We start from the raw sequence: 23,364 nt of genomic DNA, 5'->3' as shown, positions 1-23,364 counted from the left end.
TTAACCTGAACGACGACGATTACGCGGAGCACCACCGGTACGACGCGGGCCATTGCCTGGGCGTGGGCGCGTCATGCGCAGCGGCTTTGGCAGGTCAGTCATTAGCGCGTCCGGGTTGTACTTGCTGACCGGAATCGAGTGGCCAATGTAGGTCTCGATTGCAGGTAAATTCAGCGCGTACTCTTCACAAGCCAGGCTAATAGAATGACCACTTGCGCCTGCACGACCTGTACGACCAATACGGTGGACGTAATCTTCACAGTCATCCGGCAGGTCATAGTTAAACACGTGCGTTACGGCTGGGATGTGCAGGCCACGCGCCGCGACATCGGTTGCGACGAGAATATCGAGATCGCCACGGGTGAACTCATCAAGGATACGCAGGCGTTTTTTCTGCGCCACGTCACCGGTAAGCAGGCCTACGCGATGTCCGTCAGCAGCAAGACTGCCCCAGATCTCTTCACAGCGATGTTTGGTGTTAGCAAAAACAATGGCGCGATCTGGCCACTCTTCTTCAATCAGCGTTTGCAGCAAACGCATTTTCTCTTCGTTGGAAGGATAGAAGAGTTCTTCTTTAATACGGTGGCCCGTCTTCTGTTCCGGTTCGACTTCAACGTACTCGGCGTTATTCATTTGTTCAAACGCCAGTTCGCGAACGCGATAAGACAGTGTTGCAGAAAACAGCATGTTCAGACGTTGGGTGGTTGGCGGCATACGACGGAACAGCCAACGGATATCTTTAATAAAGCCCAGATCGTACATACGATCGGCTTCATCCAGCACCACGACCTGAATCGCGCCCAGGTTGATATGGTTCTGTTTTGCGTAGTCGATAAGACGACCGGTCGTGCCGATAAGAATATCGACGCCGCTTTCCAGCACTTTCAGCTGTTTGTCGTAACCGTCGCCGCCATAAGCCAGGCCTAATTTCAGACCGGTGGTCTGTGCCAGCGGCTCGGCGTCGGCGTGGATCTGCACGGCTAACTCACGCGTTGGCGCCATAATTAACGCACGCGGTTGGTTTACCTTGCGATCGTCAATCGCGGGATGAGAGAGAAGATAGTGAAACGTTGACGTCAGGAACGCCATCGTTTTTCCGGTACCGGTTTGCGCCTGCCCTGCAACATCACGGCCTGCCAGCGTAAGCGGCAGCGCGAGAGCCTGAATGGGCGTGCAGTTATGAAACCCTTTATTTTCAAGGGCTTCTATCACCTTCGGGTGCAGGGCGAAGTCGGAAAACTTCTGTTCTGTTAAATGTGTTTTGCTCATAGTGTGGTAGAATATCAGCTTACTATTGCTTTACGAAAGCGTATCCGGTGAAATAAAGTCAACCTTTAGTTGGTTAATACTGTACACAATTCATTCATGATGCGTCGAGATGGCAAGTGAATGGGTCCAAAGACGCGTATTGAGTACGTGACCAGGACGCAGCGCACAGCCAACAAAAAGGCGGCTTGAAGGATGATGTGTAAACACCAACACACCAGGCTTATTCCTGTGGAGTTATTATGAGCGATAAAATTATTCACCTGACTGACGACAGTTTTGACACGGATGTACTCAAAGCGGACGGAGCTATCCTCGTTGATTTCTGGGCAGAGTGGTGCGGTCCGTGCAAAATGATCGCTCCGATTCTGGATGAAATCGCTGACGAATATCAGGGCAAATTGACGGTTGCTAAACTGAACATTGACCAAAACCCAGGCACCGCGCCGAAGTATGGTATTCGTGGCATCCCGACCCTTCTGCTGTTTAAAAACGGCGAAGTTGCGGCGACTAAAGTCGGCGCGCTGTCCAAAGGTCAGTTGAAAGAGTTCCTCGACGCTAACTTAGCGTAAGGAAGTATCATGATCGGGCGGCCATACTTCGAAATGATTCGGATGACTGGACGCCCGACTTGAGTCGTGCTAAGTTAGTGTTGACTTCGTATTAAACATACCTTATTAAGTTTGAATCTAGCTTTATCCAATACTTCCCGTTGTTTCTCGTGCGAGAAGTAGACAGATTCAGGGCCTTGTCACTCAATCCGTCTTGTCGTTTCAGTTCTGCGTACTTTCCTGTGACCAGACAGCGAACAGACATGAGTCGATGGCCGTAAACAGGCATGGATGACCCTGCCATACCATTCACAACATTAAGTTCGAGATTTACCCCAAGTTTAAGAACTCACACCATTATGAATCTTACCGAATTAAAGAATACGCCGGTTTCTGAGCTGATCACTCTCGGCGAAAATATGGGCCTTGAAAACCTGGCTCGTATGCGCAAGCAGGACATTATTTTTGCCATCCTGAAGCAGCACGCAAAGAGTGGCGAAGATATCTTTGGTGACGGTGTGCTGGAGATATTGCAGGATGGATTTGGTTTCCTCCGCTCTGCAGACAGCTCCTACCTCGCCGGTCCTGATGACATCTACGTTTCTCCAAGCCAAATCCGCCGTTTCAACCTCCGCACTGGTGATACCATTTCTGGTAAGATTCGCCCGCCAAAAGAAGGTGAACGCTATTTTGCGCTGTTGAAAGTTAACGAAGTTAACTACGACAAACCGGAAAACGCCCGTAACAAGATCCTCTTCGAAAACTTAACGCCGCTGCACGCAAACTCCCGTCTGCGTATGGAGCGTGGTAATGGTTCTACCGAGGACTTAACGGCGCGCGTACTGGATCTGGCATCGCCGATCGGTCGTGGCCAACGTGGTCTGATTGTGGCACCGCCAAAAGCGGGTAAAACCATGCTGCTGCAGAACATTGCGCAGAGCATTGCCTACAACCACCCGGACTGTGTGCTGATGGTGCTGCTGATTGACGAACGTCCGGAAGAAGTGACCGAGATGCAGCGTCTGGTTAAAGGTGAAGTGGTGGCTTCTACCTTTGATGAACCCGCATCTCGCCACGTTCAGGTTGCGGAAATGGTAATCGAGAAGGCGAAACGTCTGGTTGAACATAAGAAAGACGTTATCATCCTGCTCGACTCCATCACGCGTCTGGCGCGTGCGTACAACACCGTGGTCCCGGCTTCCGGTAAAGTCCTGACCGGTGGTGTTGATGCCAACGCCCTGCACCGTCCGAAGCGTTTCTTCGGTGCGGCACGTAACGTGGAAGAGGGCGGCAGCCTGACCATCATCGCGACTGCGCTTATCGATACCGGCTCTAAAATGGATGAAGTTATCTACGAAGAGTTTAAAGGTACCGGCAACATGGAACTGCATCTCTCTCGTAAGATCGCTGAAAAACGCGTCTTCCCGGCTATCGACTACAATCGTTCCGGTACCCGTAAAGAAGAGCTGCTTACCACCCAGGAAGAGCTGCAGAAAATGTGGATCCTGCGCAAAATCATCCATCCGATGGGTGAAATTGATGCAATGGAGTTCCTCATTAACAAGCTGGCGATGACGAAGACCAATGATGACTTCTTCGATATGATGAAGCGCTCATAATTCAGGCATCATCCGAAAACGCCACGTTTTTACGTGGCGTTTTGCTTTTATGCCTGTAATCTTAACGACACAATAACAATAATACGGTATGACATACCGCCAGGTTGAAAAAGATTCGTAATTTGTATCTTGTGGTTGATAATTATACAGAACCATCGGATATGGAGACGGGTTTCCCTTCTGAATAAAGGTCTTCGTGGTTATACTTCTGCTATTAATTTTCTCTGAGAGCATGCATTGTGAATTTACTGACAGTAAGCACTGATCTCATCAGTATTTTTTTATTCACAACACTGTTTCTTTTCTTTGCGCGTAAGGTCGCAAAAAAGATTGGTTTAGTGGATAAACCCAACTTTCGCAAACGGCATCAAGGATTGATCCCGCTGGTTGGGGGGATTTCGGCTTACGCAGGTATTTGCTTTACGTTTGTGATTGCTGATTATTACATCCCGCATGCTTCTCTCTATCTGGCCTGTGCCGGCGTGCTGGTTTTGGTTGGCGCGCTGGACGATCGTTTTGATATCAGTGTAAAAATCCGCGCAACTATCCAGGCCGCGATCGGCATTATCATGATGTCGGTTGGCAAACTCTATCTTCTTAGCCTTGGGTATATTTTTGGCCCCTGGGAGATGATTCTTGGCCCGTTTGGCTATTTACTGACGCTGTTTGCCGTCTGGGCGGCAATTAATGCTTTCAATATGGTGGACGGTATTGACGGCCTGTTAGGTGGGCTGTCCAGCGTTTCATTCGCGGCGATGGGGTTTATCCTGTGGTTCGATGGGCAGACGAGTCTGGCCGTATGGTGTTTTGCGATGATCGCCGCCATTCTGCCTTATATTCTGCTGAACCTGGGCGTTCTTGGGCGCCGTTATAAAGTCTTCATGGGTGATGCTGGCAGTACGCTGATTGGTTTTACCATCATCTGGATCCTGCTGGAAACCACGCAGGGCAAAACACATCCTATAAGCCCAGTTACCGCACTGTGGATTATCGCCATCCCGTTAATGGATATGGTGGCGATCATGTACCGCCGTTTGCGTAAGGGCATGAGCCCGTTCTCAGCCGATCGCCAGCACATTCATCATTTGGTGATGCGGGCAGGGTTTACTTCCCGCCAGGCATTTGTTCTGATTACGCTGGCGGCGGCCGTGCTGGCATCGATCGGTGTGCTGGCTGAATATTTCCGTTTGGTTCCGGAATGGGCCATGCTGGTGCTGTTTTTAATGGCATTTGGCCTCTACGGATACTGTATCAAGCGTGCCTGGAAAGTGGCGAGATTTATCAAGCGAGTGAAGCGCAGACTGCGAAGAATTCGTGAAGGCAAACCAAACTTAACCAAGTGAATTGAGGATGCGATGACACAACCATTACCGGGGGAAGACGCCATGAGCGCTGAAAATGAACTGGATATCCGTGGGTTGTTTCGTACCTTATGGGCAGGGAAGGTGTGGATTGTCGGTATGGCGCTCGCATTTGCACTTGTTGCTCTCGCCTATACTTTTTTCGCCCGTCAGGAGTGGAGCGCAACGGCTATTTCAGACAAGCCTACGGTGAATATGTTGGGGGGCTATTACTCTCAACAACAGTTCCTGCGCAACCTGGATATTAAGGCCAGCCTCGCATCAACGGACCAGCCGTCAGTGATGGATGAAGCCTATAAAGAATTTATCATGCAGCTTGCCTCCTGGGATACGCGTCGTGAATTCTGGCAGCAGACTGATTATTACAAGCAGCGTATGGTCGGAAACAGTAAAGCCGATGCCGCGCTACTGGATGAACTGATCAACAACATTCAGTTTATGCCAGGTGATGCGTTGCGGAACACCAATGACAGTGTGAAGCTTATTGCGGAAACGGCTCCTGATGCCAACAATCTTCTGCGCCAGTACGTGGCCTTTGCCAGCCAGCGTGCAGCACGTCATCTGAACGATGAGCTGAAAGGCGCATGGGCTGCGCGGACGGTGCAAATGAAAGCGCAGGTCAAACGGCAGGAAGAGGTAGCAAAATCGATTTTCTCTCGCCGTGTTCATAACATTGAGCAGGCGCTCAAAATTGCTGAGCAGCATAATATTTCGCGTACTTCTACTGATGTCCCTGCTGAAGAGTTGCCTGATTCTGAGTTGTTTTTACTCGGACGCCCTATGCTGCAGGCGCGACTCGAAAACCTGCAATCTGTTGGCCCAGATTTTGATATGGACTATTTTCAAAACAGAGCCATGCTGAACACGCTGAACGTAGGACCGACCCTGGATCCGCGTTTTCAGACCTATCGTTATTTGCGGACGCCGGAAGAACCGGTAAAACGTGATAGCCCACGTCGTGCCTTCCTGATGATTATGTGGGGCATCGTTGGGGCCCTGATCGGTGCTGGTGTCGCGTTAACCCGTCGCCGTTCGATTTAGCAATACCGTTGCAGTGAGGGGCTGGGCTCTCACTGCCAATCCGAAGAGAATCGATGTGAAAGTACTGACTGTATTTGGTACGCGACCGGAGGCCATTAAGATGGCTCCTCTGGTTCATGCGCTGGCTAAAGATCCTGATTTCGACGCGAAAGTTTGCGTCACTGCACAGCATCGGGAGATGCTCGATCAGGTATTGCACCTCTTTTCCATCGTACCTGACTACGATCTCAATATTATGCAGCCAGGTCAGGGACTGACAGAAATTACCTGTCGAATTCTGGAAGGATTAAAGCCAATCCTCGCTGAGTTCAAACCTGATGTGGTGCTAGTCCACGGTGATACAACAACAACCCTTGCGACCAGCCTGGCCGCGTTTTATCAGCGTATTCCGGTGGGGCATGTTGAGGCTGGGTTGCGAACTGGCGATCTCTATTCTCCCTGGCCGGAAGAGGCAAACCGTACACTGACCGGGCGCCTGGCAATGTATCACTTTTCCCCAACTGAAAATTCACGCCAAAACCTGTTGCGTGAAACCATTCCGGATGACCGTATTTTTGTCACGGGGAACACGGTTATTGATGCGTTGATCTGGGTTCGCGATCGTGTACTCGGAAATGAAGCACTGCGCGCTGAACTGGCTGAGCGCTATCCTTTCCTGGATGCGGATAAGAAGATGATCCTGGTAACCGGTCATCGTCGGGAAAGCTTTGGTCGCGGCTTTGAGCAAATCTGCCATGCACTGGCGGAAATTGCCGCGGCTAATCAGAATGTACAGATTGTCTATCCCGTACACCTGAACCCCAACGTTAGCGAGCCGGTAAATCGTATTTTGGGTCATGTTGAGAACGTGATTCTGATTGAGCCACAGGACTATCTGCCATTCGTCTGGCTGATGAATCATGCCTGGCTTATCCTTACCGATTCCGGCGGGATTCAGGAGGAAGCCCCTTCTCTGGGCAAACCTGTGTTGGTGATGCGAGAAACAACGGAGCGGCCAGAAGCCATTACCGCAGGCACAGTACGTCTGGTAGGGACTGACCCTCAGCGTATTGTGGCAGAAGTCACGCGCTTGCTGCATGACGAAAATGAATATCAGACCATGAGCCGCGCCCATAATCCGTATGGTGATGGGCAGGCGTGTGGCCGCATTTTACACGCGTTAAAAAATAATCGGATATCGCTATGAGTTTTACGACCATTTCTGTCATTGGGCTGGGTTATATCGGACTGCCGACGGCGGCCGCTTTTGCTTCCCGTCAAAAACATGTTATTGGCGTAGATGTAAATCAACATGCGGTGGATACCATTAACCGCGGTGAAATCCACATCGTTGAACCTGATTTGGGTGCTGTGGTGAAAACAGCAGTCGAAAATGGCTTTCTGCGTGCGGTTACGACACCTGTTGAAGCAGACGCTTATCTGATTGCTGTGCCGACCCCCTTCAAGGGGGAGCATGAACCCGATATGGTCTATGTTGAAGCCGCAGCGAAGTCGCTTGCGCCGGTGCTGAAAAAAGGGGCGTTGGTGATCCTTGAATCGACGTCACCCGTCGGGGCAACGGAGCAGATGGCAGCATGGCTTGCAGAAATGCGCCCTGATCTGACTTTCCCGCAGCAGGCGGGGGAACAGGCTGACGTGAACATTGCTTATTGTCCGGAGCGCGTGCTGCCAGGCCAGGTGATGGTTGAACTGATTAAAAATGACCGTGTGATTGGCGGAATGACCCCCGTTTGTTCTATGCGCGCCAGCGAACTGTACAACATCTTCCTCGAAGGTGAATGTGTGGTGACTAACGCCCGCACTGCAGAAATGTGCAAGTTGACCGAAAACAGCTTCCGCGATGTCAATATCGCCTTTGCTAATGAACTGTCGCTGATTTGCGCCGATCAGGGGATTAACGTCTGGGAACTGATCCGTCTGGCGAACCGTCACCCGCGGGTTAACATTTTGCAGCCTGGACCTGGTGTTGGCGGGCACTGTATCGCGGTCGACCCGTGGTTTATTGTGGCGCAGAACCCGCAGCAGGCGAGATTGATCCGCACCGCGCGCGAGGTAAATGATAGTAAGCCTCATTGGGTTGTCGATCGGGTAAAAGCCGCTGTAGCGGATTGTCTGACGGAGACCAATAAACGTGCCAGCGACGTAAAAATTGCCTGTTTTGGTCTGGCGTTCAAACCGAATATTGATGATTTACGTGAAAGCCCGGCAATGGGGGTGGCGCAAAGTATCGCACGCTGGCACAGCGGCGAGACGCTGGTGGTTGAACCGAATATCCATCAGTTGCCGAAAAAACTGGATGGCCTGTGCCAACTGGCGAAACTGGACGATGCGCTGGCAAGCGCCGATGTGCTGGTGATGCTGGTTGACCATAATGAATTTAAAGCGATTAAAGGCGATGCGGTTCACCAGCAATACGTGGTTGATACCAAAGGAGTCTGGCGCTAATGAAACGAATTCTGGTTACCGGTGGTGCAGGATTTATTGGCTCAGCGGTTGTGCGTCACATCATTAATGAGACTCGGGATGCCGTGGTAGTGGTTGATAAGTTAACCTATGCCGGAAACCTGATGTCGCTGGCGCCGGTTGCACAGAATGCCCGTTTTGCCTTTGAACAAGTTGATATCTGCGATCGCCTGGCGCTCGACAACGTGTTTCAACAGTATCAGCCGGATTGCGTGATGCACCTGGCGGCAGAAAGTCATGTTGATCGTTCTATCGATGGCCCCGCCGCATTTATTGAAACCAATATTGTCGGAACCTACACGTTGCTGGAAGCCGCTCGCGCATACTGGAATGTGTTAGCCGATGATAAAAAGCAGGCGTTTCGTTTCCACCATATATCAACCGACGAGGTGTACGGCGACCTGCATTCTACGGATGATTTCTTTACCGAAACAACGCCGTATGCACCGAGTAGTCCTTATTCCGCGTCAAAGGCCAGCAGCGATCATCTGGTACGTGCCTGGCTACGTACGTACGGGCTGCCAACGTTAATGACTAACTGCTCCAACAATTATGGGCCCTACCATTTCCCGGAAAAACTGATCCCGCTGATGATTCTCAATGCACTGGCGGGAAAACCTCTGCCGGTGTACGGCAACGGACAGCAGATTCGTGACTGGCTGTATGTGGAAGATCATGCCCGGGCGCTCTATTGCGTCGCGACTACAGGCGCGGTTGGCGAGACCTATAATATTGGTGGTCATAACGAGCGTAAAAACCTGGACGTGGTCGAAACGATTTGCAGCTTGTTGGAAGAACTGGCACCGCAAAAACCAAAAGGTGTTATGCGGTATCAAGAATTGATCACTTATGTTGAAGATCGCCCAGGCCATGATCTGCGCTATGCCATTGATGCGTCGAAAATTGCGCGTGAACTTGGCTGGGTGCCGCAGGAAACGTTTGAAAGTGGCATGCGTAAAACCGTGCAATGGTATCTGGCAAATGAGGCCTGGTGGAAACCCGTGCAGGATGGCAGCTACCAGGGTGAGCGTTTGGGCCTGAAGGGCTAACAGCCTGGTTTTGGCGCCCGGAGGAGGGATCATATGAAAGGTATCATTCTGGCAGGTGGCTCAGGCACTCGCCTGTACCCCATTACGCGCGGCGTATCGAAGCAGCTATTGCCTATTTACGATAAGCCCATGATCTATTACCCGCTATCGGTACTGATGCTGGCGGGAATTCGCGAGATCCTCATTATTACCACACCGGAAGATAAAGGGTATTTCCAGCGTTTGCTGGGAGATGGCTCTGAGTTCGGTATTGAATTGCATTATGCAGAGCAGCCCAGCCCGGATGGTTTAGCACAGGCATTCATTATTGGTGAAACGTTCCTTAACGGCGAACCATCATGTCTGGTGCTTGGGGACAATATCTTCTTTGGTCAGGGATTTAGTCCAAAACTACGCCACGTCGCTGCCAGAACACAAGGTGCGACGGTATTTGGCTATCAGGTGATGGATCCTGAGCGTTTCGGTGTGGTTGAGTTTGATGACAATTTTCGCGCAGTCTCGCTGGAAGAGAAGCCGAAAGAACCAAAATCAAACTGGGCGGTGACAGGACTCTATTTCTACGACAGTAAGGTAGTGGAATACGCAAAGCGCGTGAAACCTTCTGAGCGTGGGGAACTGGAAATTACCTCCATTAACCAGATGTACCTTGACGATGGCAATCTGACCGTTGAATTGCTTGGCCGTGGCTTTGCCTGGCTGGATACCGGTACGCACGACAGTCTGATTGAAGCGAGCACGTTTGTGCAGACGGTGGAGAAACGTCAGGGCTTTAAAATCGCCTGCCTGGAAGAGATAGCATGGCGTAATGGCTGGCTGGATGATGAAGGTGTTAGACGTGCCGCCAGCTCTCTGGCTAAAACAGGCTACGGCCAATATTTGCTGGAGCTTCTCCGTGCCCGTCCGCGCCAGTATTGAGTCTCTGGATTGGGAAAATACGTTCTTTGGCGTGAATAGCGCCATCGTACGGTTTGACCCGCACGCACCGATCCTGACAGCAGAAGTTTTACAGCGCTGGGAACGGGTGCAGGCAAAAATTCCTGCTGCAAATACGTATGAATTAGATGCTTTACAGCAGTTGGGCTTTTCACTGGTCGAAGGTGAGATGGACTTTGTTCTGCCGGTAACGTGCGCCCGTGAAAATCCCGGTGCACAGGTGGCGCAAGCTGCGGATATTCCGCTGCTGCGTCGACTGGCAGGAGAGGCGTTCGCCCAAAGTCGTTTCCGCGCACCGTGGTATCCCGTGGAGGCCAGTGCGCGTTTTTATGCACAGTGGATAGAAAACGCTGTGCTGGGCACGTTCGATCATCAGTGCCTCATTTTTCGTACACAGACAGGTGGGATTCGCGGTTATGTCTCACTACGTGACGTCAATGATACTGATGCACGTATTGGCTTACTGGCTGGTCGTGGTGCGGGTGCCGAACTCATGCAGGCTGCGCTTTGCTGGGCACAGGCTCGCGGTAAAACAACATTGCGGGTGGCGACCCAGATGGGCAACACCGCCGCGCTTAAACGTTATATACAGAGCGGTGCAAATGTGGAAAGCACCGCGTACTGGTTATACAGGTGACAAAATGATTCCATTTAACGCACCGCCGGTGGTGGGAACCGAGCTTGAATACATGCAGTCAGCGATGAGCAGCGGCAAGCTGTGTGGCGATGGTGGTTTTACCCGCCGTTGCCAGCAATGGCTGGAGCAGCATTTTGGCAGTGAGAAGGTGCTGCTGACGCCTTCCTGTACCGCATCACTGGAGATGGCGGCATTATTGCTGGACATCCAGCCCGGCGATGAAGTCATCATGCCCAGCTACACATTTGTATCTACCGCGAACGCATTCGTGCTGCGTGGCGCAAAAATCGTCTTTGTCGATATCCGCCCGGATACCATGAACATTGATGAAACGCTGATTGAAGCGGCGATCACCGAGAAAACCCGCGCTATTGTGCCGGTGCACTACGCCGGGGTTGCCTGTGAAATGGATACCATTATGGCGTTGGCGTCACAATACAACCTGTTCGTGGTAGAAGATGCTGCTCAGGGCGTAATGTCGACCTACAAAGGCCGTGCGCTGGGGACCATTGGGCATATTGGCTGCTTTAGCTTCCATGAAACCAAAAACTATACCGCAGGCGGTGAAGGCGGGGCGACGCTGATCAACGACCGTAAATTAGTTGAACGTGCAGAAATCATCCGTGAAAAGGGGACGAATCGCAGTCAATTTTTCCGCGGTCAGGTTGATAAATATACCTGGCGTGATATTGGCTCCAGCTATTTGATGTCCGATCTCCAGGCTGCCTATCTGTGGGCGCAACTGGAAGCGGCAGAGCGTATTAATCATCAGCGCCTGGTGCTGTGGCAGAATTATTATGATGCCCTCGAACCGCTGGCGCGTGCCGGGCGTATTGATTTACCCGCCATCCCGGAAGGTTGTGCGCAGAACGCCCATATGTTTTATATCAAGCTGCGTGATATTGACGATCGCACGGCGTTGATTAACTTCCTGAAAGAAGCCGAAATTATGGCGGTATTCCATTATATTCCGCTGCATGATTGTCCGGCTGGCGATAAATTCGGCGTGTTTTCCGGAGTCGATCGTTACACCACCAAAGAGAGTGAACGCCTGCTGCGTCTGCCGCTGTTTTATAACCTGTCGCTGGTGAACCAGCGCACAGTAATTACGACCTTACTCAACTACTTCTCCTGATATGTCGCTGGCTAAAGCGTCCTTGTGGACGGCTACCAGTACGCTGGTAAAAATTGGTGCGGGTTTGTTGGTGGTAAAACTGCTGGCGGTCTCTTTCGGCCCTGCGGGTGTGGGCCAGGCGGGAAACTTCCGTCAGATGGTCACCGTGCTTGGCGTGTTGGCGGGCGCCGGGATTTTCAACGGCGTCACGAAATACGTTGCGCAGCACCATGATGACCCGGCGCGGTTGCGTAAGGTGGTGGGGACATCATCCGCAATGGTGTTGGGATTCTCTACGCTGATGGCGGCGATTTTTTTGCTGGCAGCAGCGCCTATCAGTCAGGGATTGTTTGGTCATACGCATTTTCAGGGGCTGGTACGCCTGGTTGCGCTGGTACAGATGGGGATTGCCTGGGCAAACCTGTTGCTGGCGTTGATGAAAGGATTCCGCGATGCCGCAGGTAATGCGCTATCGCTGATTATTGGCAGCCTGGTCGGCGTCGTGGCCTACTACGGCTGCTATCGGTTGGGCGGATACGAAGGTGCTTTGCTGGGGCTGGCGCTGGTGCCAGCGCTGGTGGTTATCCCTGCAGCCATCATGCTGATTAAGCGTGGCACTATTCCTCTGCATTACCTGAAGCCCTCGTGGGATAACGGTCTGGCAGGGCAGCTAAGCAAGTTTACGTTGATGGCGCTCATTACCTCTGTGACGCTGCCCGTGGCGTATGTGATGATGCGAAACCTATTGGCGGTGCAATACAGCTGGGATGACGTGGGGATTTGGCAGGGGGTGAGCAGTATCTCTGATGCGTACCTGCAATTTATTACCGCTTCATTCAGTGTGTATCTGCTGCCAACACTGTCTCGCCTGACTGAAAAGCGCGACATCACGCGTGAAGTTATCAAATCGCTGAAATTTGTATTACCGGCAGTTGCCGCCGCGAGTTTTACCGTCTGGCTGTTACGTGATTTTGCTATCTGGCTGCTTTTCTCCGCTAAATTCACCGCCATGCGTGATTTGTTTGCCTGGCAACTGGTGGGGGATGTACTGAAAGTGGGTGCCTACGTATTTGGCTATCTGGTGATCGCGAAGGCCTCGCTGCGGTTTTATATTCTGGCCGAAATTAGCCAGTTCATTTTGTTGACGGCATTTGCCCACTGGTTGATCCCCGCGCACGGTGCTCTGGGCGCGGCACAGGCCTATATGGCAACGTACATCGTCTATTTTTCTCTTTGTTGTGGCGTGTTTTTACTCTGGCGTAGGCGGGTATGACTGTACTGATTCACGTTCTGGGATCGGATATCCCTCACCATAACCAAACCGTGCTGCGGTTCTTCAACGACGCGTTGGCTGCAACAAGTGAGCACGCGCGCGTGTTTATGGTTGCCGGTCAGGATACGGGATTTAGCGAGAGCTACCCGGCGTTATCACTGAGTTTCTACGGTGGAAAAAAGGCGCTGGCAGAGGCCGTTATCGCCAAAGCTAAGACGGATCGCCAGCAGCGTTTCTTCTTTCATGGGCAGTTCAATACTAGTCTGTGGCTGGCATTGCTGAGCGGGGGGATTAAGCCTGAGCAGTTTTACTGGCATATTTGGGGTGCCGATCTGTATGAAGTCTCCAGTGGGCTGAAATTCCGTCTGTTTTACCCGATTCGCCGAATGGCACAAAACCGCGTGGGTTGTGTCTTTGCCACGCGAGGCGATCTGAGCTATTTCGCTGAGCTGCATCCGCGTGTTCGCGGGGAATTGCTCTATTTCCCAACCCGTATGGATCCGTCGCTGAACAATATGAGCAATGAGCGCCAGCGACGCGGGAAAATGACGATCCTGGTCGGAAACTCTGGCGATCGCAGTAATGAGCATATTGCCGCGCTGCGTGCTGTCCATCAGCAGTTCGGCGACACGGTTAACGTGATTGTGCCAATGGGTTACCCGGCAAATAATGCAGGCTATATTGAAGAAGTGCGCCAGGCGGGTCTGGCGTTATTTAGCGCCGATAACCTGCAAATTCTCAGTGAAAAGCTGGAGTTTGATGCCTATCTGGCGCTACTGCGTCAGTGCGATCTGGGTTACTTTATCTTTGCCCGTCAGCAGGGGATTGGTACATTGTGTCTGCTGATTCAGGCGGGGATCCCGTGCGTGCTCAATCGTGAAAACCCATTCTGGCAGGATATGGCAGAGCAAAACATCCCGGTTCTGTTTACGACAGATGTACTCAATGAAGGTATCGTACGCGAGGCGCAGCGCCAACTGGCATCGGTTGATAAAAGTGCAATTACTTTCTTTAGCCCGAATTATCTGCAACCGTGGCATAACGCGCTGCGCATTGCCTCAGGAGAAACCGTATGAGTCTGATGCAATTCAGCGGTCTGCTGGTGGTGTGGCTGCTCTCGACTTTGTTTATCGCCACGCTGACCTGGTTTGAATTCCGACGCGTGCGGTTTAACTTCAATGTCTTCTTCTCATTGCTGTTCTTATTGACGTTTTTCTTTGGTTTTCCGTTGACCAGCGTGCTGGTATTTCGCTTTGATGTGGCGGTGGCCCCGCCGGAAATTTTGCTGCAGGCGTTGCTGTCCGCTGCCTGCTTCTACGCAGTGTACTATGTGACCTATAAAACACGCCTGCGGAAACGGAGCCCGGAGAGAACGCGCAAACCGCTGTTTACCATCAATCGCGTTGAAGCACATTTGACCTGGATTATCCTGATGGCGATTGCGCTGGTGAGCGTGGGCATTTTCTTTATGCACAACGGTTTCCTGCTGTTCAGGTTGCAATCCTATAGCCAGATTTTCTCCAGTGAAGTCTCCGGGGTGGCTCTGAAACGCTTCTTCTACTTCTTCATTCCGGCGATGCTGGTGGTCTACTTCCTGCGTCAGGACAGCAAAGCGTGGTTGTTCTTCCTGGTGAGTACCGTTGCATTTGGGTTGCTGACGTACATGATTGTTGGCGGAACCCGCGCCAATATTATTATCGCGTTTGCCATTTTCCTGTTTATCGGCATTATTCGCGGCTGGATTTCGCTGTGGATGCTGGCCGCGGCGGGCGTCCTGGGTATTGTCGGGATGTTCTGGCTGGCGCTGAAGCGCTACGGGATGAACGTCAGCGGTGATGAGGCGTTCTATACTTTCCTGTACCTCACGCGCGATACCTTCTCGCCGTGGGAGAATCTGGCGCTATTGCTGCAAAATTACCACAATATTGAGTTTCAGGGACTGGCACCGATTGTTCGTGACTTCTACGTCTTTATCCCTTCCTGGCTGTGGCCGGGACGACCTGGCATTGTTCTCAACTCAGCGAACTACTTTACCTGGGAAGTGTTGAATAACCACTCGGGGCTGGCGATTTCGCCGACGTTAATTGGTTCGCTGGTGGTGATGGGCGGGGCGCTGTTTATACCGTTAGGCGCGATTGTCGTCGGCCTAATTATTAAATGGTTCGACTGGTTGTATGAATTAGGCAACCGGGAAACTAATCGCTATAAGTCGGCGATTTTGCACAGTTTCTGTTTCGGTGCCATTTTTAATATGATCGTTTTGGCACGTGAAGGGTTAGATTCGTTTGTCTCGCGAGTGGTTTTTTTCCTCGTGATTTTCGGCGTCTGTCTGTTGGTGGCAAAATTGTTGTACTGGCTGTTTGATAGTGCGGGACTCATCCATAAACGAATAAAGTCGGTGCCCCGGACACAGGTTGAAGGATCGTAATGACAGATAACACAACTGCGCCGCTGTATTCACTGCGCGGATTAGAACTGATTGGCTGGCGCGATATGCAACATGCGCTGAATTACCTGTTTGCCGGGGGACGTCTCAGGCAGGGGACGCTGGTAGCAATTAACGCTGAAAAAATGCTGACAGCGGAGGATAACCCAGAGGTTCGGACGTTGATCGAGGCCGCTGAGTTTAAATATGCGGATGGGATCAGCGTGGTGCGTTCCGTGTGTAAAAAATTCCCGCAGGCGCAGGTATCACGTGTGGCGGGGGCCGATCTCTGGGAAGCGCTGATGGCTCGCGCCGGGAAGGAAGGAACGCCCGTATTCCTGGTGGGCGGTAAGCCTGATGTTCTGGCACAAACAGAGGCAAAACTGCGCGCACAATGGCACGTCAATATTGTTGGCAGTCAGGACGGCTATTTTACCGCCGATCAGCGTCAGGCGCTGTTTGAGCGTATTCATGCCAGCGGCGCACAACTTGTTACCGTGGCGATGGGTTCGCCGAAACAAGAAATTTTTATGCGCGACTGTCGCCAGGTCCATCCGCATGCGCTGTATATGGGCGTGGGCGGCACCTACGATGTGTTCACCGGGCACGTAAAGCGCGCGCCCAAATTCTGGCAGAGCCTGGGATTGGAGTGGCTGTATCGCTTGCTGCTGCAACCAAGTCGCATCACCCGCCAACTTCGTTTATTACGTTATCTCCGCTGGCACTATACCGGCAATCTCTGACATCACCTCTGCGTTGTTCAGTAGCGCGTTATGCTAAACGCGCTACTTATTCACAACATAATCGCTGCTTTCTCGCACAATCTATTTATTTTTTGAATGCTTTAATTGCCATTTAGGCGATTTTAAGAAACCATTCGCAACAATCATTGCAGTGCCGTGGTGTTTTTGGCGCCAACCGTAAAGTGGTCGGTGCTGAATGGCCTGTTATGGCAAAAAACGATGTACCCATAACGATAACCGGTAATACCGGAAACAATGCAAACACAACAAGAGGATCTATGGCCGAGAACAAACCTGAGCTACAGCGTGGGCTGGAGGCTCGTCACATCGAATTAATTGCCCTTGGGGGCACCATTGGCGTCGGACTGTTTATGGGGGCTGCCAGTACCCTGAAATGGGCGGGACCGTCGGTTCTTCTGGCGTATATCGTCGCTGGGTTGTTCGTCTTCTTCATCATGCGTTCCATGGGGGAGATGTTGTTCCTGGAGCCGGTCACCGGCTCATTCGCCGTTTACGCTCACCGCTACATGAGCCCCTTCTTTGGCTATCTTACCGCATGGTCATACTGGTTTATGTGGATGGCGGTGGGGATCTCGGAGATTACCGCCATTGGGGTCTACGTGCAGTTCTGGTTCCCGGAAATGGCGCAATGGATACCCGCACTGATTGCTGTTGGACTGGTTGCGTTAGCAAACCTGGCAGCAGTTCGCTTGTATGGTGAAATCGAATTCTGGTTTGCCATGATCAAAGTGACCACCATCATTGTGATGATTGTCATTGGCGTAGGGGTTATTTTCTTCGGCTTTGGTAACGGTGGTCAGGCGATCGGCTTTGGCAATTTGACCGAGCATGGCGGTTTCTTCGCGGGGGGCTGGAAAGGGTTCCTGACAGCATTGTGTATTGTTGTTGCTTCCTATCAGGGCGTGGAGCTGATCGGCATCACGGCTGGTGAAGCGAAAAATCCACAGGTCACACTGCGTAGCGCGGTAGGTAAAGTGCTGTGGCGTATCCTGATTTTCTACGTGGGGGCGATTTTTGTTATCGTCACTATCTTCCCGTGGAATGAGATTGGCAGTAACGGCAGCCCGTTCGTTCTCACTTTTGCCAGGATTGGTATTACAGCGGCCGCTGGGATTATCAACTTTGTGGTCCTGACGGCGGCGCTATCTGGCTGTAACAGCGGGATGTACAGCTGTGGCCGTATGCTCTATGCGCTGGCAAAGAATCGCCAACTACCCGCCGCTGTTGGAAAAGTTTCGCGTCATGGCGTACCGGTTGCCGGCGTGGCCATTTCTATCGCCATCCTGCTGATTGGTTCGTGCCTGAACTACATCATTCCCAACCCGCAGCGTGTATTCGTTTATGTTTATAGCGCCAGCGTACTGCCGGGGATGGTGCCATGGTTTGTGATCCTGATAAGCCAACTGCGTTTCCGTCAGGCCCATAAGGCGGCGATCGCCAGTCATCCTTTCCGCTCGATTTTGTTCCCGTGGGCGAATTATTTGACGATGGCGTTCCTGATTTGCGTATTAATCGGCATGTACTTTAATGAAGATACCCGAATGTCGCTGTTTGTTGGCATCGGCTTCTTACTGGCGGTGACGCTCATTTATAAGGTTTTTGGCCTGAATCGTCATGGCACAGCCCAAAAATTGCAGGAATAAGCGACAAAACGCACAAAGCGTGACCAAACGATAATTTATTTTAAAAAAGCACTAGACAGCAGACCGAGACCTCCGTAATATCCAGCCCCGCAACGGCGCTAAGCGCCCGTAGCTCAGCTGGATAGAGCGCTGCCCTCCGGAGGCAGAGGTCTCAGGTTCGAATCCTGTCGGGCGCACCATTTAGTAATGGTGCCGGAGCTGCGGTGGTTTTAATACCGCGTAAAAGATTTGCAGTGGTGGCTATAGCTCAGTTGGTAGAGCCCTGGATTGTGATTCCAGTTGTCGTGGGTTCGAATCCCATTAGCCACCCCATTAATTTAAAGTTGTGAAATGCGAAGGTGGCGGAATTGGTAGACGCGCTAGCTTCAGGTGTTAGTGTCCTTAGGATGTGGGGGTTCGAGTCCCCCCCCTCGCACCACGACTTAAAGAATTGAACTAAAAATTCAAAAAGCAGTAAAACGGCGAGTAGCGCAGCTTGGTAGCGCAACTGGTTTGGGACCAGTGGGTCGGAGGTTCGAATCCTCTCTCGCCGACCAATTTTGAACCCCGCTTCGGCGGGGTTTTTTGTTTTCTGTTCTTCGCTTTTGTACCTCTTCTCCCCCAAATGTCATGAAGTCCTAAAAAGCCGCAATCCCTAGTTTTTACAGTGCAATCACCGCATACGCTGTGTAATAATATGCGTGTAGATGCTCATTCCATCTCTTATGTTCGCCATCAGGCCTCATAAACTCAGGAATGATGCAGAGCCGTTTACGGTGCTTATCGTCCACTGACAGATGTCGCTTTAGCTTCATCAAACACCATGGACATAACGTTGAGTGAAGCACCCATTTATGTTGTCATACAGACCTGTTTAACGCCTGCTCCTTACCGAGCGGGCGTTTTTTTATGCATAAACAAAATCCTTCGAGCTGCTTCTCGAATGATTTTGCGTATACGATTGAAAAATATGTAGGCCCGGTAAGCGAAAGCGTCACCGGGCATTCAGGAGTTACTGCGGGGGATTGTTGTTCTGCAGTGTCAACATCAGGCCATCACGGCGCAGGGTGGCGGCTTCTTCCGGCTGATGCAGCCTGTCCAGTGCGTCGGCAAGCCAGGCGTAGTCGTATGCATCCGGGCGTTGTTTAAGCGCGGCACGGAAGGCGAGCGTAGCTTCCTGCCATTCACCGTGCTTCATCAATGACTGACCAAGCGTACTCCACAGCAGTGGGCGGTCGCCCACCACTTTAATTTGCTGGCGCAGTACTTTTTCTATCTGTTCCGGGTTGTTGGTTTTCAGACGTGGGATCGGCAGCACCAGGCGGTCGTCATACTGACGTTTCAGACCATCGATGATGATTTGCTGTGCCGTATCGTGATCGTCACACTCAATCAGATGTTCTGCCATCGCCACCTGCAGGGCAACCTGATGACGAGTCTTACGGCTCTGGTTTTTCCACCATGCGCGTAATCCCTCGCTGCCCTGATCGGCGCGAACCTGATCCATCAGACCCACCCATGCCTGCTGTTCCAGCATCGCACGGTGTTCTTCATCACCCACATGCGCTTTCGCCATTGATGGAATGATATCCAGCAAAGAACTCCATGCGCCGGTGCGAATATAAGCCTGTTCAGCCAGGCGCAAGACTTCCGGATGACGTGGCGTCACTTCCAGCAGTTTGTCTACGCTGTGGCGTGCGGCATGGTTTTCATTACGCGCCAGCTGCAAACGAACACGGGCGATTTCGACTGGGATCGTATCATTTCCGGCGAGTTCGGCTGCGCGTTCAAGGTGTTGATTAGCGCGAGCTTCATCACCACGCTGCTGAGCCGCTTCTGCCGCCAGCAGGTAATTCACCACCGGCTGTTCTGCGTGATCGGCATTTTTTGACATCAGCTTTTCAACCTGCTGATAGTCGCCTTCTGCCAGTTTAAGCAGCGCCTGCTCGGTCTGCTTACGCGCACGACGGCGTTTACGCCCCACGAACCAGCCGCGGGTATGCGCACCAGTACGGAATATACGGCGCAGCAGCCACTCAATCGCAAAAAGAATGACCATCGCGACGATCAGAATGATCACCAGACCCGTCACGCTGGTTTCGATGTTGTAGTTATCCGTCTGGATCAGCACGTAGCCCTGATGACCGGCTATCATCGGACCGACGACGATCCCGGCGATCAACAGCACAAAGAGCAACAATACTTTTAGCATCATTATTCTCCTTGCGGCGCGGCTGCCGGAGCATCTGCCTGAGGTACTGGTGCAGGTGCGGCTTCAGCCGGTGATGTGGATGGCTGGGCCAGCAAATTACGCACGCGAGTCTGCATTAGCTTCTCAAGAATAACCTGGCTCTGAAGTGTTTCCGGTACGTCCATGCTGATGCTTTGCTGGCTCAGTTGATCGACCTCTTCAAGGAACGCTTTTGTCGCCGCATCGTCAGTGTCGTAATAGGCGCGAACCCACGTGGAGACATTTTCCAGCGCCTGGCGGTATGTTTCTTCCTGATGGCGAGGTACGGCTTGCGCCGCCACTAGCAGGCGTGAACGGATGTTCTCACGTAAGTAAACATCCTGGTTTGGCGCCAGTAGCGGGACGGCGGTTTCATCACGACGGCGAATGGTGATAAAACTGTCCATAAAGTTCTGCCAGCTTTTTTGCAGATTGACGCGCCATTCGCTAATGGAACTGGAAAGCTCGCTGCTGTCAGAATCCATCGGTGAATCATCGGTATCGTTATCAGCCAGACGCAGGTTATCAATTTGGTTAGCGAGCTGGTTTACCTTGAGGATAATGCCATCATAGTCGACCTGAGTTACCGCAGAGAGGCTGGCGATATCGTCGGTAATCGCGCGACGAGCGGCAATTAAACTGGGGTCATTCATGTCAGCCAGGCTGGCGTCGGCGCTTTTCAGCAACGCTGCGGCGGTGGTAACGTCCTGATCGCTCCATAATTTACGCCCCGCCAGTTTCACCAGAAAATCGGCCTGCGCCAGTAGCCAGGTTTTGGCATCGCTTCCGGAGATAGTGGCGATTTTTTGCTGAACCTCATCAAGCTGTTTGGCCAGCGCAGTCTGCTGGCGATTGGCTTCATCCAGCTGTGTTGCCTGCTGCTTAATAATGCCTTCCAGCTCGGTCTTTTGGGTTTCTTGCGCTTTTTGCAGCGCCATGAGCTGGTTTGCCAGCGCATCACTGGTTGCTGTCTGCGTAGTGGCCTGCTGTTTTCCCCAGCCATACAGCCCCACACCTGCCGCCAGCGCAATAGCAATCGCCACCGCGCTCAGAATCAGCGCCGTGCTGTTCTTACTCTTTTTTTCAGTATTGACTGGCTGTGATGTGGTTTCCACGGCCTCCCTGGTCTCTTCAACCACGGCGGAGGTTTTTTCTTGTTCCGTCATTATGGCATCCCATTATGAGAGTTATTGTAATGCGCGTAGCAGCGCATCGTTGTCAGCGTTATCAGCGACCTTAATATCTTGCCAGCCCAGTTCCCGGGCGAGGTGCGCCAGACGCTCACTGACGACCAGCAGCCGACAGCGTAGTAACCAGTGCTCACGATACCATTGCGGAATGAGCGACCAGAGCTGTTGTAGCATCTCTCCGCTGGTGACAACCAGCGTGGTCACGCCGCGAGATTGCCAGCGCATCGCTTCCTCTGCGCCATCGTAATGTTTTGCACTGCGTTGATAACATTCACAAAAATCGACATCAGCTCCGCGTGCTGTCAGGGTTTCACCTATTAGCTCGCGGCCACCGTTGCCGCGTAATATCAGTGCGCGTTTTCCCGCAATATTTTGTAATTCAGGTAATTGTAGCAAGACTTCGCTGATTTCCCGATCCAGAGGGTAGTGAATATTGCATCCGCTCACGGTGTGTAACGCCAGCGCCGTTGTACGGCCGATGGCAAAATAGTGCGGGAGAGTGGACCAACTTACCCCTTGCCGCTGAAGCTCGGCATCGGCAAAGGTGACGGCGTGCTGCGAGAGTGCGAAGACCAGATCGTTTTCGGTGAGCGCCGAAAGACGGGGGGCAAGCGTTGGCAGTTCCCGGCCCGGCGCGAACTCAATAAGCGGAAAGCTCCAGGCCACCTGCCCCAGTGTGCGCAGACGGCTCACTAACTCTTCCCCAGCGGGAGACGGGCGGGTGACCAGAATACTCATGCGGGGGCATCTCCGTTATAAACTTCAGCCAGAATGGCGCGAGCACCGTTTTCCAGCAGTTCTTCTGCCAGAGATATACCCATTTTTTCCGCATCCTGCGCGGCGCCGCGACGTTCTCCGCATACCATCTGCGAACCGTCAGGCGCGCCAACCAGCGCTCGTAGCCAAATCTCACCGTTGATGAGTTCGGCATAACTGCCGATGGGCACCTGACATCCCCCTTCCAGGCGGGTGTTCATGGCACGTTCGGCTTTGACGCGTAGCGCAGTTTCTTCATGGTTGAGCGGCGCTAACAGCGCCTGAGTGCGCATGTCATCCAGTCGACATTCTATGCCAACTGCGCCTTGTCCGACCGCAGGCAGGGAGACTTCTGGCTGCAGAGCAGTACGGATTCGCGACTCCAGTCCTAAGCGTTTTAATCCGGCGACCGCCAGAATAATCGCGTCGTAGTCGCCGTTATCCAGTTTGCTCAGGCGAGTGCCTACGTTGCCGCGCAGCGAACGGATGATGAGGTCCGGACGACGCTTCGCCAACTGGCACTGGCGACGTAAGCTGGACGTTCCAACGATGCTACCTGCCGGGAGTTCATCCAGCGTGTTGTACTTATTGGAGACAAAAGCATCACGCGGATCTTCACGCTCGCAAATGGTGACCAGTCCAAGACCGTCAGGGAATTCAACCGGCACATCCTTCATGGAGTGCACGGCGATATCGGCGCGTTTTTCCAGTAGTGCGACTTCCAGCTCTTTAACAAACAAACCTTTACCCCCGACTTTTGCCAGTGGGGTATCCAGAATCACGTCGCCACGGGTCACCATGGGAACCAGTTCCACGATCAGACCGGGGTGGTTTGCCATTAAGGCGTCTTTGACATAATGTGCCTGCCAGAGCGCAAGGGGGCTTTGGCGTGTGGCAATTCTCAAAACATTGTCTAACATGCTTGTTACCGTCATTATCAATCATTGACCATCCTAACATCCTTATCAAAGGGATGTCAGCGTTACGCTCAAACGTAAGTGAGAGGAAAAGGCGCTGCATCATCACTGGCAGTGATTAATGACGAGAAACCTCCCGACCGTATGAAGGAA

The 23,364-nt window shown here is 52.3% G+C and carries 21 protein-coding genes and 4 tRNA genes; 20 read left to right on the top strand and 5 right to left on the bottom strand.

The annotated features are described in order from the left end of the window. Window positions 1-1,269, bottom strand: coding sequence for an ATP-dependent RNA helicase RhlB (gene rhlB / locus HV041_RS20040; RefSeq protein ID WP_048214059.1), 1,269 nt, complete (start codon window positions 1,267-1,269; stop codon window positions 1-3). 239 nt (window positions 1,270-1,508) lie between these two features. On the opposite strand from rhlB, the gene trxA reads away from it, so the two are divergent. From trxA to HV041_RS19940, 20 genes are all read left to right on the top strand, one after another. Beyond that, complete coding sequence (gene trxA / locus HV041_RS20035) at window positions 1,509-1,838, top strand: thioredoxin TrxA (protein WP_001280776.1); 330 nt, start codon at window positions 1,509-1,511, stop codon at window positions 1,836-1,838. 176 nt (window positions 1,839-2,014) lie between these two features. Continuing rightward, a complete protein-coding gene (locus HV041_RS20030; protein ID WP_101743114.1) occupies window positions 2,015-2,098 on the top strand; it encodes a rho operon leader peptide in 84 nt (27 codons plus the stop codon). Between the two features lie 78 nt (window positions 2,099-2,176). Further along, entirely contained in the window at window positions 2,177-3,436 is a 1,260-nt protein-coding gene (gene rho, locus HV041_RS20025; protein WP_002437993.1) for a transcription termination factor Rho, read from the top strand. A 239-nt stretch (window positions 3,437-3,675) separates the two neighbouring features. Further along, a complete protein-coding gene (wecA, locus tag HV041_RS20020; protein ID WP_005133353.1) occupies window positions 3,676-4,779 on the top strand; it encodes a UDP-N-acetylglucosamine--undecaprenyl-phosphate N-acetylglucosaminephosphotransferase in 1,104 nt (367 codons plus the stop codon). A gap of 12 nt (window positions 4,780-4,791) precedes the next feature. Further along, entirely contained in the window at window positions 4,792-5,838 is a 1,047-nt protein-coding gene (gene wzzE / locus HV041_RS20015) for an ECA polysaccharide chain length modulation protein (protein ID WP_048214060.1), read from the top strand. Window positions 5,839-5,893: 55 nt separating this feature from the next. Further along, window positions 5,894-7,024 carry a UDP-N-acetylglucosamine 2-epimerase (non-hydrolyzing) gene (gene wecB / locus HV041_RS20010; protein ID WP_048214061.1) on the top strand — a complete coding sequence of 377 codons (1,131 nt, stop codon included), beginning with the start codon at window positions 5,894-5,896 and terminating at the stop codon, window positions 7,022-7,024. Continuing rightward, window positions 7,021-8,283 (top strand): UDP-N-acetyl-D-mannosamine dehydrogenase, encoded by a 1,263-nt coding sequence (gene wecC / locus HV041_RS20005; protein ID WP_048214062.1) that lies wholly within the window; start codon window positions 7,021-7,023, stop codon window positions 8,281-8,283. The genes wecB and wecC overlap by 4 nt, the downstream gene beginning before the upstream one ends. Further along, the gene (gene rffG, locus HV041_RS20000) at window positions 8,283-9,350 is read left to right on the top strand and encodes a dTDP-glucose 4,6-dehydratase (RefSeq protein ID WP_121585250.1); all 1,068 of its coding nucleotides are present in this window, start codon (window positions 8,283-8,285) and stop codon (window positions 9,348-9,350) included. The genes wecC and rffG overlap by 1 nt, the downstream gene beginning before the upstream one ends. 33 nt (window positions 9,351-9,383) lie before the next feature. Beyond that, entirely contained in the window at window positions 9,384-10,265 is an 882-nt protein-coding gene (gene rfbA, locus HV041_RS19995) for a glucose-1-phosphate thymidylyltransferase RfbA (RefSeq protein ID WP_048214064.1), read from the top strand. Beyond that, a complete protein-coding gene (gene rffC / locus HV041_RS19990) occupies window positions 10,243-10,920 on the top strand; it encodes a dTDP-4-amino-4,6-dideoxy-D-galactose acyltransferase (protein WP_048214065.1) in 678 nt (225 codons plus the stop codon). The genes rfbA and rffC overlap by 23 nt, the downstream gene beginning before the upstream one ends. Window positions 10,921-10,924: 4 nt before the next feature. Further along, window positions 10,925-12,055 (top strand): dTDP-4-amino-4,6-dideoxygalactose transaminase, encoded by a 1,131-nt coding sequence (gene rffA, locus HV041_RS19985; protein WP_048214066.1) that lies wholly within the window; start codon window positions 10,925-10,927, stop codon window positions 12,053-12,055. Between the two features lies 1 nt (window position 12,056). Then, window positions 12,057-13,307, top strand: coding sequence for a lipid III flippase WzxE (wzxE, locus tag HV041_RS19980; protein ID WP_048214067.1), 1,251 nt, complete (start codon window positions 12,057-12,059; stop codon window positions 13,305-13,307). Beyond that, window positions 13,304-14,383 carry a TDP-N-acetylfucosamine:lipid II N-acetylfucosaminyltransferase gene (locus HV041_RS19975; RefSeq protein WP_048214068.1) on the top strand — a complete coding sequence of 360 codons (1,080 nt, stop codon included), beginning with the start codon at window positions 13,304-13,306 and terminating at the stop codon, window positions 14,381-14,383. Before wzxE ends, HV041_RS19975 begins: the two co-directional genes overlap by 4 nt. Beyond that, the gene (gene wzyE, locus HV041_RS19970) at window positions 14,380-15,735 is read left to right on the top strand and encodes an ECA oligosaccharide polymerase (protein ID WP_048214069.1); all 1,356 of its coding nucleotides are present in this window, start codon (window positions 14,380-14,382) and stop codon (window positions 15,733-15,735) included. The genes HV041_RS19975 and wzyE overlap by 4 nt, the downstream gene beginning before the upstream one ends. Continuing rightward, on the top strand, window positions 15,735-16,475 hold the full coding sequence (wecG, locus tag HV041_RS19965) for a lipopolysaccharide N-acetylmannosaminouronosyltransferase (protein WP_048214070.1): 741 nt from the start codon (window positions 15,735-15,737) through the stop codon (window positions 16,473-16,475). Before wzyE ends, wecG begins: the two co-directional genes overlap by 1 nt. A gap of 278 nt (window positions 16,476-16,753) precedes the next feature. Further along, window positions 16,754-18,139, top strand: a complete 1,386-nt coding sequence (locus tag HV041_RS19960; RefSeq protein ID WP_048214071.1) for an amino acid permease — start codon at window positions 16,754-16,756, stop codon at window positions 18,137-18,139. A gap of 102 nt (window positions 18,140-18,241) precedes the next feature. Next, a tRNA-Arg gene (locus HV041_RS19955) sits at window positions 18,242-18,318 on the top strand. A gap of 57 nt (window positions 18,319-18,375) precedes the next feature. Beyond that, window positions 18,376-18,451, top strand: a tRNA-His gene (locus HV041_RS19950). 20 nt (window positions 18,452-18,471) lie between these two features. Beyond that, window positions 18,472-18,557, top strand: a tRNA-Leu gene (locus HV041_RS19945). 41 nt (window positions 18,558-18,598) lie between these two features. Then, window positions 18,599-18,675, top strand: a tRNA-Pro gene (locus HV041_RS19940). Window positions 18,676-19,130: 455 nt separating this feature from the next. Here the strand turns inward: HV041_RS19940 and hemY are convergent. Genes hemY through hemC form a run of 4 tightly spaced genes read right to left on the bottom strand, consistent with a single transcriptional unit; the run spans window position 19,131 to window position 23,214 of the window. Then, on the bottom strand, window positions 19,131-20,330 hold the full coding sequence (gene hemY, locus HV041_RS19935) for a protoheme IX biogenesis protein HemY (RefSeq protein WP_048214072.1): 1,200 nt from the start codon (window positions 20,328-20,330) through the stop codon (window positions 19,131-19,133). A 2-nt stretch (window positions 20,331-20,332) separates the two neighbouring features. Next, on the bottom strand, window positions 20,333-21,514 hold the full coding sequence (gene hemX / locus HV041_RS19930) for a uroporphyrinogen-III C-methyltransferase (RefSeq protein WP_048214073.1): 1,182 nt from the start codon (window positions 21,512-21,514) through the stop codon (window positions 20,333-20,335). A gap of 21 nt (window positions 21,515-21,535) precedes the next feature. Next, window positions 21,536-22,276: a uroporphyrinogen-III synthase gene (hemD, locus tag HV041_RS19925; protein ID WP_048214074.1), complete on the bottom strand. Its 741-nt coding sequence runs from the start codon at window positions 22,274-22,276 to the stop codon at window positions 21,536-21,538. Beyond that, complete coding sequence (gene hemC / locus HV041_RS19920; RefSeq protein WP_153070218.1) at window positions 22,273-23,214, bottom strand: hydroxymethylbilane synthase; 942 nt, start codon at window positions 23,212-23,214, stop codon at window positions 22,273-22,275. Before hemC ends, hemD begins: the two co-directional genes overlap by 4 nt. Between the last annotated feature and the right edge of the window lie 150 nt (window positions 23,215-23,364).

Origin of the sequence: Citrobacter sp. RHBSTW-00029, assembly GCF_014104295.1 — a bacterium.
GTDB classification, from domain to species: domain Bacteria; phylum Pseudomonadota; class Gammaproteobacteria; order Enterobacterales; family Enterobacteriaceae; genus Citrobacter; species Citrobacter youngae.
Note: the sequence above shows the minus strand (reverse complement) of the source record. Positions and strands in the feature narration are given on the sequence as shown.

Coding starts and splice junctions, on each gene's coding strand:
- wzyE (WP_048214069.1), top strand. CDS start 14,380: ATGAGTCTGATGCAATTCAGCGGTCTGCTGGTGGTGTGGCTGCTCTCG.
- wzzE (WP_048214060.1), top strand. CDS start 4,792: ATGACACAACCATTACCGGGGGAAGACGCCATGAGCGCTGAAAATGAA.
- wecC (WP_048214062.1), top strand. CDS start 7,021: ATGAGTTTTACGACCATTTCTGTCATTGGGCTGGGTTATATCGGACTG.
- HV041_RS19960 (WP_048214071.1), top strand. CDS start 16,754: ATGGCCGAGAACAAACCTGAGCTACAGCGTGGGCTGGAGGCTCGTCAC.
- wzxE (WP_048214067.1), top strand. CDS start 12,057: ATGTCGCTGGCTAAAGCGTCCTTGTGGACGGCTACCAGTACGCTGGTA.
- rfbA (WP_048214064.1), top strand. CDS start 9,384: ATGAAAGGTATCATTCTGGCAGGTGGCTCAGGCACTCGCCTGTACCCC.
- rffG (WP_121585250.1), top strand. CDS start 8,283: ATGAAACGAATTCTGGTTACCGGTGGTGCAGGATTTATTGGCTCAGCG.
- rhlB (WP_048214059.1), bottom strand. CDS start 1,269: ATGAGCAAAACACATTTAACAGAACAGAAGTTTTCCGACTTCGCCCTG.
- hemD (WP_048214074.1), bottom strand. CDS start 22,276: ATGAGTATTCTGGTCACCCGCCCGTCTCCCGCTGGGGAAGAGTTAGTG.
- hemC (WP_153070218.1), bottom strand. CDS start 23,214: ATGTTAGACAATGTTTTGAGAATTGCCACACGCCAAAGCCCCCTTGCG.
- rffA (WP_048214066.1), top strand. CDS start 10,925: ATGATTCCATTTAACGCACCGCCGGTGGTGGGAACCGAGCTTGAATAC.
- HV041_RS19975 (WP_048214068.1), top strand. CDS start 13,304: ATGACTGTACTGATTCACGTTCTGGGATCGGATATCCCTCACCATAAC.
- trxA (WP_001280776.1), top strand. CDS start 1,509: ATGAGCGATAAAATTATTCACCTGACTGACGACAGTTTTGACACGGAT.
- hemY (WP_048214072.1), bottom strand. CDS start 20,330: ATGCTAAAAGTATTGTTGCTCTTTGTGCTGTTGATCGCCGGGATCGTC.
- wecG (WP_048214070.1), top strand. CDS start 15,735: ATGACAGATAACACAACTGCGCCGCTGTATTCACTGCGCGGATTAGAA.
- rho (WP_002437993.1), top strand. CDS start 2,177: ATGAATCTTACCGAATTAAAGAATACGCCGGTTTCTGAGCTGATCACT.
- hemX (WP_048214073.1), bottom strand. CDS start 21,514: ATGACGGAACAAGAAAAAACCTCCGCCGTGGTTGAAGAGACCAGGGAG.